The sequence below is a fragment of the Arthrobacter sp. M4 genome (assembly GCF_020251205.1).
GTDB lineage: Bacteria > Actinomycetota > Actinomycetes > Actinomycetales > Micrococcaceae > Arthrobacter.
Genome location: NZ_JAIWYX010000003.1, coordinates 271,670 through 288,237, shown reverse-complemented (window position 1 = coordinate 288,237; position 16,568 = coordinate 271,670). Strand labels below are relative to the sequence as shown.

Sequence of the window (16,568 nt, the reverse complement as noted above, 5' to 3'; positions counted from 1 at the left end):
CCGCCCGGACCAAATCCCGTGAGGCGGGAGGGCGTGCCGCGAATTTCGGCCAAATGCCGGGCTTGGATGGCCTTCGTTCTGGCACGATTTGGGTCCGCGGCCACCGAAGGATGCGGACTTTCCGGGCTATGGACATTCGCTCAGGCGGGGAGGAAAATCGGCCGGACAGTCGGGCACAAAACCACTGCCTGCGGCGTTTACATCGATGACGCAGGCGGACGAAGGCCCGCCAGGTGCCGGACGGTGAACGCCGCCCGGGATACTACAAAGAAGGGACCATGGCCACAGACTACGACGCCCCTCGGAAAACCGAAGAGGAAGCCGGCGAGGACTCAATCGAGGAACTCAAGACCCGCCGGACGGAGAAGCAATCGCCCTCCGTGGACGAGGACGAGGCCGAGCTGGCCGATGCCTACGAACTTCCCGGCGCCGATCTGTCCGGGGAAGAGCTACTGGTCCGCGTGTTGCCAGCACAGGCCGATGAGTTCACTTGTGCCAACTGCTTCCTCGTTAAGCACCGCTCCCAAATCGCCATCGAGAGGGACGGGAAGTTCTACTGCACGGAGTGTGAGGGCTAAGCTCCCGGCTTTGCCAGTGCCGTTCTGAGTTCTTCCGGCTTGCGGCTCGACGTTAGCCAATAAGGGGTTCGGTCGTTAGGGTCGGTGATTTCGATTTTCACCACGGGGTCAACCCAACCACGGATGCACAAATAGGCCAGCGCGTTGAGCCGGGGGCCACGTTCGGCGGTAGCTTCCGCCTTGCGGAAGGCCTGGACTTCACCGACGAACTGCCGTTCGATGCTTGCCCGGCCAACTTGGAGCCTGTCTGCCGTGACGGAAATGCGGGGTGTGGACAGCACCAGCAGGGTCGTGATGATGACGAAGAGTACTATCGCTGCCGTGATTCCAGCTGCGATGCTGATCGGAGCGAACACCAGGATTCCGGCGCACGAAAGTCCTACGGCAACCAGCCACAGCCACCATGACGGCCACAGCTTTTCTTCGAAGAGTGTGCGCGGACTGCCCTGTCCCCCGGAGGCGGGGTTCGGGGCAGGGGAGGGCACAGGAGAATCAGGCATGGGCTCAGCTTTCCACTTTTCCACGGCCTTTTCATCTCTGGCACGCGATGGATCGGGCACCCGATAGAGTGGATGACTGTGAGCGATGAAATTGCAACTGTCAGCCTGGCCGGCACCGCAGCGCCGACATACGGCTCTCCCACCCTCCAAGTCCAGCTAAAAATGCTCGACGACGGGCTTGAGGCGCCGTCCTACGCTCATCCTGGCGACGCCGGGGCTGACCTCCGGGCACGGGTGGACGTCGTCCTGGAGCCGGGAGAACGGAAGCTTGTTCCCACAGGAGTATCAATCGCCCTGCCAGACGGATTCGTTGCTTTGATCCATCCGCGTTCGGGTCTGGCCACAAAGCATGGCCTGACGGTCGTTAACGCTCCCGGAACGGTAGACGCCGGTTACCGGGGTGAAATTGCTGTGACGCTCCTTAACACAGACAAGGATCAGGCCATCGAGCTCCGCCGCGGCGATAGAATTGCACAAATGGTCATCCAACGTGTGGAGTACGCGCAGTTCGTGGCTGTTGAAGAACTTTCCGAATCCGTCAGGGGAGCTGGCGGCTTTGGATCTACTGGGGGATTTGCCGGCCCTGCCGCCTAAGGGCCCTAACCAGTGGCCTGCCTCCCCTTCCCGGCCGTGCAGCGGCATGTGGACAGGCGGGCCTCGACTAAGGAGATAACCGATGGTTTTTGGGCGCCGCAAAAAGTCGGCAGCGGTGCAGCAGGACGAGCCCGTCGAGCAAATCGACAGCGCGTCGGAAGCTCCGGCAGCCAAGGGCGACCTGCGCCCGTTCAAGGGTCCGTTCGACGCGAGCGAGATCGACAGCGAAGACGGGTACGTGGACCTCGGTGCGTTGCTCATCGCCCCTCGGGAAGGACTGCAGCTCCGCCTGGAAGTGGAAGAGGCCACGCAGCGCGTAGTAGCCGTCACCATGGACCTGGAAGGCTCCAGTCTCCAGTTGCAGGCCTTTGCGGCGCCGCGATCCGAAGGTCTATGGGCCGAAATTCGGGAGCAGATCAGCCAATCGGTGGCCAGCCAGGGTGGTGAGACGGAGGAAATCGACGGAACCTTCGGCAAGGAGCTCATTGCCAAGCTGCCGGCCCAGGCAGCCGACGGTTCACTTGGCTTCCGGGCCGCCCGCTTTATGGGTGTCGACGGTCCGAGGTGGTTCCTGAGGGGTGTCCTGGGTGGCGAGGCCGCCTTGGACCGCGAAGCAGCTGCCGGGCTGGAGGACCTTTTCCGCCAGGTTGTTGTGGTGCGCGGAGACAACCCCATGCCACCGCGTGACCTCCTCCAACTCCGGCTCCCCAAGGACGCTGCTGCACCGGGCCAGCACGGTGCGCCACAGGGCGCGCCGGCCTTCCAAAGGCCTGAGCGGGGACCGGAGATTACCCAGATTGGCTGAGCAGGCGGCCGGTTCCGCCCTGCCGATCTCCGGGCTGCCTCCACGCGGCCGGGTGACATGCGTTGGCTTCATCGAATCGGTGACCTATCAACCCGCCAGTGACCAGGCTTACTTCTCCGCGATCGTTACGGACACTGAGGCAGAGCGCCAGCGCGGTGTCCCGGAAGCCCGGCTCCGGGTGATCTGGCTGGGCAGGCGGAGGGTTCCTGGAATCGAAGCCGGCGTTGAGGTCCGACTGGAAGGCATGGTCACCGAACGCGACGGCCTGCCCACCATGTTCAACCCCCGCTACGACATCCTGTCCCGTAAGGAATACCAGTGACCGGCAGCCATAACACCAGCAGCAACGACCCTAACGGCCAAAGCAATGGCCGCCAGGAGACCAATGCTCCGACCCACGGTGCGGAGTCGTCAGGCAACGTAGAGTCGCAAGGCATTGCAGAATCCTCTGGCTTCCGAACGCGGGGCCCAGGTTCAGTGCCGGGCGATGATGTTCCGCCTGCCACGCCTGCGCAGACCTTGGCGGGTGTGGCTGAGGACTACGCACGGAAGGCCGGACTCCAACGCACCAGCAGCGGCCACGTTGACATGGTCAAGTCCGCAGGCGGCGCCCAGGGCATTGCGGAGAGCATTGTTCCGGGTCTTGTTTTTCTGGTGACCTTTACCGCCGCGAGGGACCTGACCCTGGCACTCGTGGCGGCTCTGGCTTCTGCGGCAATCTTCACCGTGGTGCGGCTGGTCCAGCGCCGGCCGCTCACGCAGGCCTTGGCCGGTGTTATTGGTGTCGGCATTTCCGCCTGGCTGGCGAACACAACAGGCAAGGCGGAAGACTTCTACCTGCCAGGGTTCTTTACGAACGTTGCCTACATTTTGGCCATGGTGGTTTCGATCGCCGTCAAGTGGCCCGTCGCTGGCCTGCTGTTTGGCTTCGTGCGGAACGAGGGCATCGAATGGCGCAAGGATCGTGAACGCGTCCGCGTCTACCGCCTGGGGACCTGGGTGGTGGTGGCCGTACTGGCGCTCAGGCTGGTGGTACAGGTTCCCCTCTACCTCATGGGTGAAGCGGGGTTGGCGGCACTTGCAACCACAAGGCTCCTGATGGGAGCCCCGCTCTACATCCTGGGCCTCTGGGTGGCCTGGCTGCTGACCCGGCCGGAGCCGGGCCAGGCAAATCAACCGTCGAAACCGTCGTCCTCCGCGGGCTGATCCGCGGAAGGCTCGCCGGGACGTCCAGCCGTCGCCATTGTGGCGCTCGACGGCGACAATAGCTCCCTGAGTCCGTCCTCCGCGGAGATAGTGGTGACGAAGAAAAGTTCGTCGCCGCCGTCGATCACATCGTCCCGGCTGGGGGTGATGGGCGCGTGGTCGCGCAAGATGGCCACCAAGGTGGAGTCTTCAGGCCAGTCGATGCCGCCAACAGTGCTGCCAATGATGTGCGAGTCGTGCGGAACCGTGAACTCCACCAGAGACGAAACGCCCGTCTGCAAAGTGAGCAGCCGCACCAAGTCGCCGATTTCCACGGCCTCTTCCACGAGCGCCGTCATGAGCTGCGGCGTGTTGACGGCCACGTCCACACCCCAGGAGTCGTTGAACATCCAGTCGTTCTTGGGGTTGTTGACGCGCCCAACGGTACGGCCCACGCCGAACTCGGTCTTTGCGAGCAGGGACACAACGAGGTTGACCTTGTCGTCGCCGCTTGCGGAAACGACGACGTCGGCGTCTTCAAGTTTCGCTTCCTGGAGCGTGCTGAGCTCGCACGCGTCGCCGACCAGCCAGTGTGCGCCCCGAAGGCCACTGCGTCCGATGACTTCCGGCTTGAGATCGATCAGCAGGATCTCGTGATTGTGGGCCAGCAGTTCGCGGGCGATTGAGGACCCGACGCTTCCGGCCCCGACGATGACGACTTTCACTACGCCTCCTTGGCGGGAGCTTTGCTCAGGATCCGGATTACTTCGGAGGAACGGTCAAGGGCGAGCATCGCGTGAACCGTGTCGCCTTCCTGGTAGGCCAGGTCCGGCTCCGCCAGGATGCCCTCACCAAAGCGGGTCAGGTATGCCACGCGGATCTTGGCGGCCTTGTCGATGGAGGCCAGCGAGTGGCCAATCCACCCTTCGTGCAGTTCCACCTCGGCTAGCACAAGGCGGCCTGACGGTTCGCGGAAGTCTCCCGCGAGGTTTTGTTCCGGGAGGATGCGGCGCAGCACCTGGTCGGCGCTCCAGCGGACGGCCGCGACGGTGGGAATACCGAGGCGCTGGTAGATTTCCGCCCGGCCCGGGTCGTAAATGCGGGCTACGACATGGGGAACGTGGAAAGTTTCGCGGGCAACGCGTGTTGCCAGGATGTTGGAATTGTCACCGCTGGACACTGCTGCGAAAGCATAGGCCTCGGCCACGCCTGCCTGCTTGAGGGTGTCACGGTCAAAACCGACGCCGGTGATCTTTCGGCCCGTAAACCCGCCGCGGAGGCGGCGGAACGCGCGGTCATCCTGATCGATGATGGCCACGGAATGGCCGGAATCCTCAAGTGTGTGCGCGAGCGTCGCGCCGACACGGCCACAGCCCATAATGACGAAGTGGGCCACGTGTCCCTCCTGACTCTATGCATGAGTGTCCAGCGAACCCAGTGGGGGCCGCTGCGTAAGACTCTACCGGGCCACCGCCTCGTCATGACATCGGGGCAGAATCAGACTAGCTTTGGTGGAGTGCTGACAATTCTGAATGCCGCCAAGCGCGTCATTGTGGGCCGGCCCTTCCGGAATGACCGATTGACCCACACGCTGCTTCCCAAGCGCATCGCATTGCCGATTTTCGCGTCGGATGCTCTGTCCTCGGTTGCCTACGCCCCGGATGAAATTCTGCTTACCCTTGCCTTGGCTGGTGTCAGTGCCGTGGCGTTCTCACCGTTGGTGGGCATTGCGGTCATGCTGGTCCTGCTCACGGTTGTTGCCTCATACCGGCAGAATGTCCATGCCTATCCGTCAGGCGGCGGGGACTACGAAATCGCGAACGTTAATCTTGGCAAGTTTGCAGGCCTGACTGTGGCTTCGGCCTTGCTGGTGGACTACGTCCTGACGGTCGCAGTGTCGATGTCATCCGCGGCCAGCTACCTCACTGCCGCCGTCCCCCAATTGCATGGACAGCAGGCACTGATCGCCACGGTCGGTGTTGTGATCCTGGCCCTGGTCAACCTGCGGGGTATTAAGGAAGCGGGAACAGTCTTTGCAGTTCCCACATATATCTTTATGTTGTCCATCCTGGGCATGACCGCCGTCGGGATTTTTCAGGCCGTCACGGGCACCCTGGGCCAGGCACCTTCCGCCGAGTTCGATATTGTTCCTGCGGCTGGCTTTGATGAAGGACTCGTGGGGCTGGCAGGAGCTTTTCTCCTGTTGCGGGCCTTTTCCTCGGGAGCAGCGGCCCTCACTGGTGTGGAGGCAATCAGCAACGGCGTACCCAATTTTAAGAAGCCGAAGAGCAAGAACGCCGCCACCACGCTGCTCATGCTGGGCATAGTCGCCACAGCGATGCTCGGCGGAATCCTCTACCTGGCAAACGCCACGAAGGTCCACATTGTCCTGGACCCGGCGGAGGAATTCCTCTTGAACGGGCAGCCGCTTCCGCATGACTACATCCAAAGCCCAGCCATCAGCCAGATTGCGCAGACGATTTTCGGGGCCGGTTCCATCCCGTTCTACGTCGTGGTGGCCGCAACGGGCGTCATCCTGATCTTTGCCTCCAACACCGCATTCAATGGCTTCCCCGTGCTTGGGTCGATCCTGGCGCAGGACGGCTACCTCCCGCGACAGCTCCGCACTCGCGGTGATCGCCTCGCGTTCAGCAACGGTGTGCTGGCGCTGGCCGCTGGGGCCCTGGTCCTTATCCTCGCGTTCAACGCAGACGTCACCAAGCTGATCCAGCTCTATATCGTCGGTGTGTTCATTTCGTTCACCGCTAGCCAGCTCGGCATGATCCGGCACTGGGGGCGCGAACTGAAACTGGTGCGGGACACACCCACCAAGCTGCGGATCCTGCGGTCGAGGACCATCAACATGATCGGCTTCGGCATGACTGGTCTGGTGCTGACCATTGTGCTCATCACTAAGTTCGAGCAGGGCGCCTGGATCGCGTTGCTGGCAATGTTTGTGCTGTTCCTCATCATGTGGAGCATCCGGGCGCACTACGACAACGTCGCCAAAGAGCTTGCCGTGGATGAGGATTCCTCGCCGCGTGCCCTTCCGACCCGCGTGCACGCGGTGCTGCTGGTCTCGCACGTGCGTAAACCGGTGCTCCGGGCCCTGGCCTACGCCCGCGCCTCCCGACCGTCCCGACTGGACGCGATCACTGTGGACATCAATCCTGAGGAAACAGCCCACACGGTTGCAGACTGGGAAAAATTGGACATTCCCATTCCGCTGACGGTCCTTGCCAGCCCCTACCGCGAGACGATTACCCCAATCATGGAGTACGTCAAGAACATGCGCCGCGACTCTCCCCGCGACCTGATTGTGGTCTACATCCCCGAGTACGTGGTGGGAAAGTGGTGGGAACAATTGGTCCACAACCAAACGGCGCTGCGGATCAAGACGAGGCTCCACTTCGAGCCCGGCGTTATGGTTGCCAGCGTTCCCTGGCAGCTCAAATCCTCTGAAGAAGCAAAGGCACTGCAGGACATCCAATGACAAACAGCTACTCGGACGCCCGCGAACCAGAAAACGGGAGCGAGGCAGCCGGGCAGGAACTCGTGGTCGACGTCGGTCCAATCGCCCACGGCGGGCACTTCGTCGCCCGCCACGAAGGTCGCGTCATTTTTGTCCGGCACACGCTGCCTGGAGAGAAGGTACGAGTCCGGCTCACGGACGCAGGGGAGAAGTCCCGCTTTTGGCGGGCCGACGCCGTCGACATCCTTGAACCGTCTGCAGACCGCGTCCGACATTTTTGGGCGGAAGCCGACTCACCGTCGTCGTGGGGCCAAGGCCGTCCGCCGGTTGGCGGGGCTGAACTCGGCCATGTTGCGCTCGAGCGCCAGCGCGCGCTGAAGAGCGAAGTCCTGGCTGAACAGCTGAGGCGGCTCGCCGGAATTGATCGTCCGACGGCGGTGGAGCCGGTTGGGGCGGACGACGGCGGCCTGGGCTGGCGGACGCGAGCCAGCTTCGCAGTGACAGCCGACGGACGGCTGGGCATGCACGCCCACCGGTCCGACGACATCATCCCCGTCAAGGAAATGCCACTTGCCTTGGGGGCCATCAACGAGCTTCGCCTCTGGGAACTGGACCTTGCGGGTGTTACTCGCGTGGAGGTAGCCGCCCCGGCCAACGGCTCTCGTCCGCTCGTTCTGCTGGCACCGGCGGAGGGCGCTTCCGCAGAACGGCTCAATCGTGTGCTCACTGGCCTCCCGGACGACGTGTCCGCCGCCAGCTTCGACCCTGAAACGGGCAGCGTCCTCCAGTTGCGTGGCCGCACCTGGGTGCAGGAATCTGCGGCGGGGCACAGCTACCGCGTCACAGGTGACGGCTTCTGGCAGATCCACCGGGATGCGCCGGAAACGCTGGTGGGTGCAGTGACGCAGTTCCTGGGCGGCGGGGGGTACCTCACCCCGGGCGCCGCCGTCGCGGATCTCTACGCCGGTGCCGGTCTTTTCACGGCGCCGCTGGCAGATGCAGTAGGCGTCACCGGTTCCGTGTTGTCCGTGGAGGGTGCGCCGGGAACCAGCAAGGACGCTCGAAAGAACCTCCACGGCGAGGCACACGTCGAGATTATCCAGGGCAGGGTGGAGAAGGTTCTGCGGCAACGCGCGCGCCGTTTCGATGCGGTACTTCTGGACCCTCCCCGGGCGGGAGCAGGCAAAGCCGTCGTGAGCCAGCTTGTGGCCACTAGGCCCAGGGCCATCGCCTATGTTTCGTGCGATCCGGCTTCCTTTGCACGTGATCTCGGTTACTTCAGGCAGGCGGGCTGGCTGCTCAAAGACCTGCGTGCTTTCGATCTCTATCCGCACACGCACCACTTGGAAACAGTGGCACTGCTGGTCCCAGGCCTGTAGGGGGCAAACCCGCGTACTTGCGACTACGATGGCCTCGTAGTCCTGTGTCGTGCCCTATGGCCAGAGCCGCCCGCGCGCCAGCGTTCAAAGTAGTAAGGTTTGCCTAACTGGCTAGCGGCCAACCGCGCGACAAAGATGAAACTGTTGCGAGAGGAGTCCTGCCATGAGCACTGTGGACAGCTTCGGTTCCAAGGGCGCGCTTAATGTCGCCGGCACCGATTATGAAATTTTCCGGTTGAACTCCGTTGAAGGCGCCGAAAGCCTTCCGTTCAGCCTCAAGGTATTGCTTGAAAACCTCCTGCGGACCGAGGATGGCGCCAATATTACGGCTGACCACGTCCGCGCACTGGCCGGCTGGGATCCGACGGCGGAGCCTGACACCGAGATCCAGTTCACGCCTGCCCGAGTCATCATGCAGGACTTCACCGGCGTCCCCTGCGTAGTGGACCTTGCCACCATGCGCGAGGCCGTGAGGGACCTCGGCGGCGACCCCAAGCGTGTCAACCCGCTGGCGCCCGCAGAGATGGTTATCGACCACTCGGTCCAGATCGACGTCTTCGGCAACGCTGGCGCACTGGAACGCAACATGGAAATCGAGTACCAGCGCAACGGCGAGCGGTACCAGTTCCTCCGCTGGGGCCAGACGGCTTTCGATGACTTCAAGGTCGTTCCGCCGGGAACCGGTATTGTGCACCAGGTCAACATCGAGTACCTGGCCCGTACCATCATGACCCGTGAAGTCGGCGGAGTCCTGCGCGCCTACCCGGACACCTGTGTCGGCACCGACTCCCACACCACCATGGTCAACGGCCTTGGCGTCCTCGGCTGGGGCGTTGGCGGTATCGAGGCCGAGGCTGCCATGCTGGGCCAGCCGGTCTCCATGCTCATCCCGCGTGTGGTTGGCTTCAAGCTGATCGGCGAGATTCCCGCCGGTGCCACCGCTACCGACGTCGTCCTGACGATCACCGAAATGCTGCGGAAGCACGGCGTTGTTGGCAAGTTCGTCGAGTTCTACGGCGACGGCGTTGCCGCCGTTCCACTGGCAAACCGCGCGACCATCGGCAACATGAGCCCCGAGTTCGGCTCCACCGCCGCCATGTTCCCCATCGACGACGTTACGCTCGACTACCTGCGCCTCACCGGCCGCTCCGAAGAGAACGTCGCCCTTGTGGAGGCTTACACCAAGGAACAGGGCCTCTGGCACGACCCGTCCCGCGAACTGCGCTTCTCCGAATACCTTGAGCTGGACCTCTCCACGGTGGTTCCGTCGATCTCCGGCCCCAAGCGCCCGCAGGACCGCATCGAGCTGTCCGACGCCAAGGAGCAGTTCCGCAAGGACATCCACAACTACGTCGCGATTGAAGACGGCAGCGTTGATGAGTCGCTCGAGGAAAGCTTCCCGGCCTCCGACGCGCCGTCCTTCACTCACGCCGACGCGCATGCCACAGATGCACCGCGCGTCGAGTCTGCCGCCAACGGCGCAGAAGGCCGCCCGTCGTCGCCGGTTCATGTGGTGACCGCAGATGGCCGCGAATTCGAACTGGACCACGGTGCCGTCTCGATCGCTTCGATCACGTCCTGCACCAACACGTCCAACCCCTCCGTGATGCTGGCAGCAGCGCTGCTGGCACGCAACGCCGTCAACAAGGGCCTCACCGCCAAGCCGTGGGTCAAGACCTCTGTTGCGCCGGGCTCCAAGGTGGTCACGGACTACTACGAGAAGTCCGGCCTGACCCCGTACCTTGAGAAGCTTGGCTTCTACATCGTCGGCTACGGCTGCGCCACCTGCATCGGAAACTCCGGTCCGCTGGAGCCGGAGATCTCCGAGGCTATCCAGGCCAACGATCTTTCCGTGACTGCCGTACTCTCGGGTAACCGCAACTTTGAGGGCCGCATCAACCCGGACGTCAAGATGAACTACCTGGCCTCCCCGCCGCTGGTCATCGCCTACGCCTTGGCCGGCACCATGGACTTCGACTTCGAGACTGACTCCCTGGGCCAGGACTCTGAGGGCAATGAAGTCTTCCTCAAGGACATTTGGCCCAACCCGGTAGAAGTGCAGCAGGTCATCGACTCCTCGATCGACGAAAGCATGTTCGCCAAGGGTTACGAGGGCGTTTTCGACGGCGACGACCGCTGGCGTGCCCTCGACACCCCCGCCGGTGACACATTCGCTTGGGACGAGTCCTCCACGTATGTCCGCAAGCCCCCGTACTTTGAAGGTATGAAGGCCCAGCCGGAGCCCGTCCAGGACATCAGCGGCGCCCGCGTCCTGCTGAAGCTTGGCGACTCGGTCACCACCGACCACATCTCCCCGGCCGGTTCCTTCAAGTCGGACACCCCGGCTGGCCAGTACCTGCTGGCCAACGGCGTGGAGCGCAAGGACTTCAACTCCTACGGTTCCCGCCGTGGCAACCACGAGGTGATGATCCGCGGTACGTTCGCGAACATCCGCATCAAGAACCAGCTGCTGGACGGAGTCGAAGGCGGTTTCACCCGCGACTTCACCCAGGAAGGCGGCCCGCAGGCCTACGTCTACGACGCCGCACAGAACTACCAGGCTGCGGGAACGCCGTTGGTGGTCCTGGCCGGCAAGGAGTATGGCTCCGGTTCGTCGCGCGACTGGGCTGCCAAGGGCACGGCACTGCTCGGCGTCAAGGCTGTCCTGGCCGAAAGCTACGAGCGTATCCACCGCTCCAACCTGATCGGCATGGGCGTCCTCCCGCTGCAGTTCCCGGCCGGCGAATCCGCCAACACCCTGGGCCTGAGCGGCACGGAGACCTTCGCCGTCGAGGGCGTTACCGAGCTCAACAAGGGCGTTACGCCCAAGACGCTCAAGGTGACGGCCACGGCTGAGGACGGGACGTCCAAGTCCTTCGACGCGGTGCTCCGCATCGACACACCCGGTGAGGCGGATTACTACCGCAACGGCGGCATCCTGCAGTACGTACTGCGCCAGATCTCCGCGAACTGACGCCATTGCATGGGCGGCAACCACCGCTTTCCGCAGCCCCGGCTGGTCACTGACCGGCCGGGGCTGCGGCCGTTCCGCCTCGTTGGCGGCGTCGCATTCGCCAGGGGAGATGGGGGAATCCAAGGCGTTTCCGGGCCGCAGGGCGTTCCGTTACCCAACCAGCCGACGCGTTAGAGTTAACAGGCACGTCGAACACCTAAGGAGGGGCCGTTGGGACTCTTGGAGACCATCCGGAATCCGCAGGACCTGAGCAAGCTGAGCGAGGAACAGCTGACCCGGCTTGCCGGGGAAATCCGGGACTTTCTCATCGCGAACGTATCGCGGACCGGCGGCCATCTTGGTCCCAACCTGGGAGTCGTGGAGCTGACGCTTGCTGTGCACCGCATCTTCGATTCGCCCCGTGACAGCCTCGTTTTCGATACCGGACACCAGTCCTACGTCCACAAATTGCTCACGGGCCGGCAGGATTTCAGCACCCTGCGCCAGCAGGGCGGCCTGTCCGGCTACCCGGACCGTTCCGAGTCGGAGCACGACATCGTCGAGAGTTCGCATGCTTCTTCTTCGCTCTCCTGGGCTGACGGTATTTCCCGTGCCCGGACATTGACTGGCGAAAGTGACCGCCACGTAGTTGCCGTAGTGGGTGATGGGGCGCTCACCGGTGGCATGGCTTGGGAAGCCATTAACAACATCGCCGCGGACAAGAGCCGCCGCGTGGTGATTGTGGTCAACGATAACGGCCGGTCCTACGCGCCAACCATTGGCGGCTTTGCCGATTACCTTGCCTCGCTGCGTCCCACGATCGACTCCCTCCGGGCCACGCCGGCCTACGAGCGTGCGCTGGCCTGGTGGAAGAAGAAGCTGCAGAGCAGCGGGCCCGTTGGCCAATTCACCTACAAGAGCTTGCATGCCATGAAGAAAGGCATCAAGGACTGGTGGGCTCCGCAGGGTATGTTCGAAGACCTTGGCATGAAGTACATCGGCCCCGTCAACGGCCACAATCTCCAGGCCCTTGAGCATGCGCTCCAGACGGCCAAGAACTACGGTGGACCGGTCATTGTTCATGCCATCACCGAGAAGGGCCATGGTTATGCACCGGCCCTCGCGGACGAGGCGGACCAGTTCCACGCCGTTGGCATCATCGACCCGGAGACAGGGGAACCGGCCGCTGCTCCGGGTGCCCAGTCGTGGACATCAGTCTTTGCCGATGAAATTGCGGACATCGCGGACGAGCGCCAGGACATCGTGGGCATCACAGGGGCCATGCTGATCCCCGTGGGCCTGCACAAGTTTGCGTCCAGGCACCCCAAGCGTGTGTTTGACGTTGGCATCGCTGAGCAACACGCCCTCACTTCCGCAGCGGGGATGGCCTTTGGCGGGCTGCACCCGGTTGTGGCTGTCTACGCGACTTTCCTGAACCGGGCATTCGACCAACTGTTGATGGACGTGGCCCTCCACAAGGCCGGCGTCACCATTGTCCTGGACCGCGCCGGCGTGACGGGACCCGACGGCGCAAGCCACCACGGCATGTGGGACATGGCCATGGTCCAGATTGTTCCGGGCCTGCGCCTGGCCGCGCCCCGCGACGCGACACGGCTCCGCGAGGAACTTCGGGAAGCTGTGGCGATCAGTGATGCCCCCACCGTCGTGCGCTTCTCGAAGGGCAGCGTGGGAGCCGAAGTTGAGGCGCTGGAGCGGCTCCACGACGGTGTGGACATCCTTGCCCGTCGGCCGGAAGGGTCTACCGAGAACGATGTTCTCATCGTCAGCGTGGGTGCGATGTCGGAACTGGCCTTGGCGGTTGCCCAGCGCCTCGGTGCCCAAGGCATCAGCTCAACCGTGATAGACCCCCGCTGGCTGCTGCCTGTGCCAAAGTCCGTCATAGCCCTGGCAGCCCGCCACCGCCTGGTCGTCTGCGTGGAGGACGGTGTCCGCGCCGGCGGCGTAGGCTCAAGGATCCGCCAGGAAATGCGGACGGCCGGAGTAGACACGGCCCTGAGTGAAGTGGGCCTTCCCGTAGAGTTCCTGTCGCATGGGACCCGCAGCCAGGTTCTTGAGCGCGTGGGCCTCACAGCACAGCAGATCACGCACGATGTAGTGGCCCAAGTGTTGGGCACCAAAGTGCCTTTTGCCCGGCCCTTGCCCGGGCAGGAGCATCCCACCACCGGAAGCATCCCCAAACTATGAGCGGCATCATACGCATGTACCGCCGGGACGACGACGGATCCCTGGCCTTCCGCGAAGCGTGGTATGACGAGGAATACAAGCAAGTGGTTGTCAACCACGGGGCAGTGGGCCACCAAAGTACTACCGACGAAACGGACGTCGACGACGAGGCCGCGGCCGACAACTTGATGGCGGCCTTCGCCGCACAATGCACGGAAGACGGCTATGCCGAAATCCCTGCAGAGGAGCAGTTCTGGGTTGTGGCGCAGTTTGCGCTGAAGACAAAAGACGGCACTGAACGTGACCGGCACATGGAACGCAAAGCCAAAGCCGTCCTGGCCAGCCACTTGGCGTGGCGGGGCTTGGGCGCCGTCGAACGTTCTACGCTCGGCAACGCCCGGCTCAACATTTTCTGCCTGTGCCCGGACGTTGCAAAAGCCGTTAACGCCATCAAGGTCTGCGTCCGGGCAGAGGGGCTGGATTCCACCAAGCTCAGCATTGCCGCGGCGCCGTACTCGGATCCTGAAGCATTCAAGCTCAAGCACTCGCCGAAAAGCGGGACCGGATTTACCCTCTAAGGACCACCTCGCTCAAAGAAGGGTTCTCCCATGGCTCCGAAAAGCAACTGGCCGGGACATACGCCGCTGCCGAAGGGGCTGGCAGCCCCGGCACGAAGGGCGCTGGCCCACGAGGGGATCGAGACCCTGGAGCAGCTCGTAGAGTATGGTGAGAAGCCGGCGTTGGCGCTTCACGGAATCGGTCCAACGGCCATGGCGCAGTTGCATGAGGCCTTGGAAGACCACGGAATGCAGTTCGGTCCTCAAGGCTGAGCCCGCTGGGGCGGCCACGGCGCCGGTATAGGGTGAAAACATGACTACCTACCGACGCCTTGGCAACTCTGGCCTGACCGTTTCCGTAGTGGGACTTGGCTGCAACAATCTGGGCCGCCCCGGTACTGCCACGGAGACCCAGGAGGGCTCGGACGCCGTTGTCCATGCCGCCCTCGACGCGGGCATAACCCTGTTCGACGTAGCGGACGTCTATGGCCGTGAGCCAGGCCTCAGCGAGAGCATCCTCGGAAGATCGCTTGGAAAGAGGCGTGAGGAAGCGATTGTCGCAACGAAGTTCGGCATGGACATGCGCGGCGTGAACGGAGTGGATTTTGGGGCCCGCGGATCACGGCGCTACATCATCACAGCCCTAGAAGCCTCGCTCCGTCGCCTCGGGACAGATTGGATCGACCTCTACCAGTACCACACGCCGGACCCGATCACCCCCGTCGAAGAGACTTTGGCGGCGCTCGATGACCTCGTGACCAGCGGGAAAGTACGCTATGTAGGCCATTCGAACAGGGCGGGCTGGCAGATCGCCGACGCCGAGTACGTGGCGCGGCTGCGCGGGGGAGTGCGCTTCATTTCGTCGCAGAACCATTACAACCTCCTGGACCGCCGGGCCGAACTCGAAGTGCTTCCCGCAGCACAGGCGTACGGCCTTGGAGTATTGCCCTATTTTCCACTCGCTAATGGTCTGCTGACCGGCAAGTACTCTCCCGGGCACGCTCCGGCCGGCTCCCGACTCAGCCACACACGCACAAACCTTGTGGACGATGCCGATTGGGAACAATTGGGGCGCTTCAGCCGGTTCGCCAAGGAACGCGGCCTGACGGAGGTGGAGGTGGCGTTCTCGTGGCTTGCCGCGCAGCCGGCAGTGAGCAGCGTCATTGCGGGGGCCACCAAGCCGGAGCAGGTGAAAACCAATGCACGGGCAGTCAGGTGGGTCCCGAGTCCCGAGGAGCGTGCTGAGCTGGACGACATCTTCCCGCCCACACCCAAAGTGGCCTTGTTCTAGCCGGAATGGATGACATGGACCGGCGACCCGTGAGCTTGCTGCTGGACTGCGACACCGGCGTCGACGATGCCCTCGCCTTGGCGTACTTGTGCAGCCAGCCGCAAGTGGAGATCGTGGCGGTGACCAGCACCCCCGGGAACGTGGCCGCGGACCAGGTCGCCCTCAACAACCTTGCACTGCTGGAACTATGCGGCCGCCCCTCGGTCCCTGTCGCCGTCGGGTCCCGGACACCGCTTTCGGTGCCCCTCGTGACAACACCGGAGACGCACGGTCCGCAGGGCGTCGGTTACGCCCAGCTTCCGGTGCCGCAAGGCGCGGTATCGGCGAGCGACGCCGTCGAACTTTGGGTTGAGGCCGCACGGGCGAGGCCCGGTGAGCTGACCGCCCTGTTGACGGCGCCGCTGACCAACTTCGCCCTGGCGCTGCGTGCCGAACCCCGCCTGCCCGAGCTGCTCAAGAATGTGGTGATCATGGGCGGCAGCTACTACTACCAGGGCAACACGACGCCAACGGCCGAATGGAATACGCACGTCGATCCCCATGCTGCAGCCGAGGTCTTTGCGGCTTACTCCGGCCAACCGGAGGAGAAGCTGCCGCTGGTCTGCGCCCTCGAAACAACCGAGCGGATCGAGATGCGGCCGGAACACCTTGCGGCCCTCGCTGCCCGGGCGGGATGCACGGAGCCCGAAGTCGCTTCCGCAGGGCAAGCCAACGGTACTCGAAGCCGTGCTTCAAACGAACTTGTTCGCCAGTTGAGCGACATGCTGCGTTTCTACTTCGCCTTTCACCAGCAGCACGGACAAGGCTATCTGGCCCACATCCACGACTATTTCGCCGCGTGCGTGGCAATCGGCACTACGCCCTTCCGCACACGCACGGCAACTGTCCACGTCGAGACGGAAGCACCGCGCCTGGTGGGCACCACAGTGGCTGACTTTCGCGGCTTGTGGGGGGAGCCGCCCAATGCGCGCGTTGTGGCAGACCCTGAGCCTGAGCAGGCCTTGGCGGAGCTCGTCAACGCAGTTGGAGCTTTCGCAGCCCGGCCCCGGACCTGACACCCCGCAAAGTGG

The 16,568-nt window shown here is 63.5% G+C and carries 16 protein-coding genes; 13 read left to right on the top strand and 3 right to left on the bottom strand.

Features of this window, described 5'->3' with window-relative positions; translation table 11 throughout:
- Window positions 1–278: 278 nt before the first annotated feature.
- Window positions 279–578: a DUF4193 domain-containing protein gene (locus LD110_RS07825; protein WP_225497942.1), complete on the top strand. Its 300-nt coding sequence runs from the start codon at window positions 279–281 to the stop codon at window positions 576–578.
- Here the strand turns inward: LD110_RS07825 and LD110_RS07820 are convergent.
- On the bottom strand, window positions 575–1,078 hold the full coding sequence (locus LD110_RS07820) for a DUF3093 domain-containing protein (RefSeq protein WP_225497941.1): 504 nt from the start codon (window positions 1,076–1,078) through the stop codon (window positions 575–577). The two genes, LD110_RS07825 and LD110_RS07820, sit on opposite strands and share 4 nt — an antisense overlap.
- A gap of 72 nt (window positions 1,079–1,150) precedes the next feature.
- On the opposite strand from LD110_RS07820, the gene dut reads away from it, so the two are divergent.
- From dut to LD110_RS07800, 4 genes are all read left to right on the top strand, one after another.
- Complete coding sequence (gene dut, locus LD110_RS07815) at window positions 1,151–1,672, top strand: dUTP diphosphatase (RefSeq protein ID WP_374200314.1); 522 nt, start codon at window positions 1,151–1,153, stop codon at window positions 1,670–1,672.
- 82 nt (window positions 1,673–1,754) lie between these two features.
- A complete protein-coding gene (locus LD110_RS07810) occupies window positions 1,755–2,477 on the top strand; it encodes a DUF3710 domain-containing protein (RefSeq protein ID WP_225497939.1) in 723 nt (240 codons plus the stop codon).
- Complete coding sequence (locus tag LD110_RS07805; RefSeq protein WP_225497938.1) at window positions 2,470–2,799, top strand: hypothetical protein; 330 nt, start codon at window positions 2,470–2,472, stop codon at window positions 2,797–2,799. The genes LD110_RS07810 and LD110_RS07805 overlap by 8 nt, the downstream gene beginning before the upstream one ends.
- Before the next feature lie 155 nt (window positions 2,800–2,954).
- Window positions 2,955–3,683 carry a DUF3159 domain-containing protein gene (locus tag LD110_RS07800; protein ID WP_225498120.1) on the top strand — a complete coding sequence of 243 codons (729 nt, stop codon included), beginning with the start codon at window positions 2,955–2,957 and terminating at the stop codon, window positions 3,681–3,683.
- On the opposite strand, the gene LD110_RS07795 is transcribed toward LD110_RS07800, so the two are convergent.
- Both LD110_RS07795 and LD110_RS07790 read right to left on the bottom strand, forming a co-directional pair.
- Window positions 3,650–4,387: a TrkA family potassium uptake protein gene (locus LD110_RS07795; protein ID WP_225497937.1), complete on the bottom strand. Its 738-nt coding sequence runs from the start codon at window positions 4,385–4,387 to the stop codon at window positions 3,650–3,652. The two genes, LD110_RS07800 and LD110_RS07795, sit on opposite strands and share 34 nt — an antisense overlap.
- Window positions 4,387–5,058: a TrkA family potassium uptake protein gene (locus tag LD110_RS07790; RefSeq protein WP_225497936.1), complete on the bottom strand. Its 672-nt coding sequence runs from the start codon at window positions 5,056–5,058 to the stop codon at window positions 4,387–4,389. Before LD110_RS07790 ends, LD110_RS07795 begins: the two co-directional genes overlap by 1 nt.
- Window positions 5,059–5,178: 120 nt before the next feature.
- Here LD110_RS07790 and LD110_RS07785 point away from each other — a divergent pair, with 120 nt between their 5' ends.
- The 8 genes from LD110_RS07785 (at window position 5,179) to LD110_RS07750 (ending at window position 16,553) form a co-directional block, all read left to right on the top strand.
- Window positions 5,179–7,155 carry an APC family permease gene (locus LD110_RS07785; RefSeq protein WP_225497935.1) on the top strand — a complete coding sequence of 659 codons (1,977 nt, stop codon included), beginning with the start codon at window positions 5,179–5,181 and terminating at the stop codon, window positions 7,153–7,155.
- Window positions 7,152–8,513, top strand: coding sequence for a class I SAM-dependent RNA methyltransferase (locus LD110_RS07780; protein WP_225497934.1), 1,362 nt, complete (start codon window positions 7,152–7,154; stop codon window positions 8,511–8,513). Before LD110_RS07785 ends, LD110_RS07780 begins: the two co-directional genes overlap by 4 nt.
- A 163-nt stretch (window positions 8,514–8,676) precedes the next feature.
- Entirely contained in the window at window positions 8,677–11,487 is a 2,811-nt protein-coding gene (gene acnA, locus LD110_RS07775) for an aconitate hydratase AcnA (RefSeq protein ID WP_225497933.1), read from the top strand.
- A gap of 210 nt (window positions 11,488–11,697) precedes the next feature.
- Window positions 11,698–13,671 (top strand): 1-deoxy-D-xylulose-5-phosphate synthase, encoded by a 1,974-nt coding sequence (dxs, locus tag LD110_RS07770; RefSeq protein WP_225497932.1) that lies wholly within the window; start codon window positions 11,698–11,700, stop codon window positions 13,669–13,671.
- Window positions 13,668–14,228: a hypothetical protein gene (locus LD110_RS07765; RefSeq protein ID WP_225497931.1), complete on the top strand. Its 561-nt coding sequence runs from the start codon at window positions 13,668–13,670 to the stop codon at window positions 14,226–14,228. The genes dxs and LD110_RS07765 overlap by 4 nt, the downstream gene beginning before the upstream one ends.
- A 30-nt stretch (window positions 14,229–14,258) precedes the next feature.
- Window positions 14,259–14,480, top strand: coding sequence for a hypothetical protein (locus LD110_RS07760; RefSeq protein WP_225497930.1), 222 nt, complete (start codon window positions 14,259–14,261; stop codon window positions 14,478–14,480).
- A gap of 40 nt (window positions 14,481–14,520) precedes the next feature.
- Entirely contained in the window at window positions 14,521–15,498 is a 978-nt protein-coding gene (locus tag LD110_RS07755; RefSeq protein ID WP_225497929.1) for an aldo/keto reductase, read from the top strand.
- A gap of 5 nt (window positions 15,499–15,503) precedes the next feature.
- Complete coding sequence (locus tag LD110_RS07750) at window positions 15,504–16,553, top strand: nucleoside hydrolase (protein WP_225497928.1); 1,050 nt, start codon at window positions 15,504–15,506, stop codon at window positions 16,551–16,553.
- Window positions 16,554–16,568 lie beyond the last annotated feature (15 nt).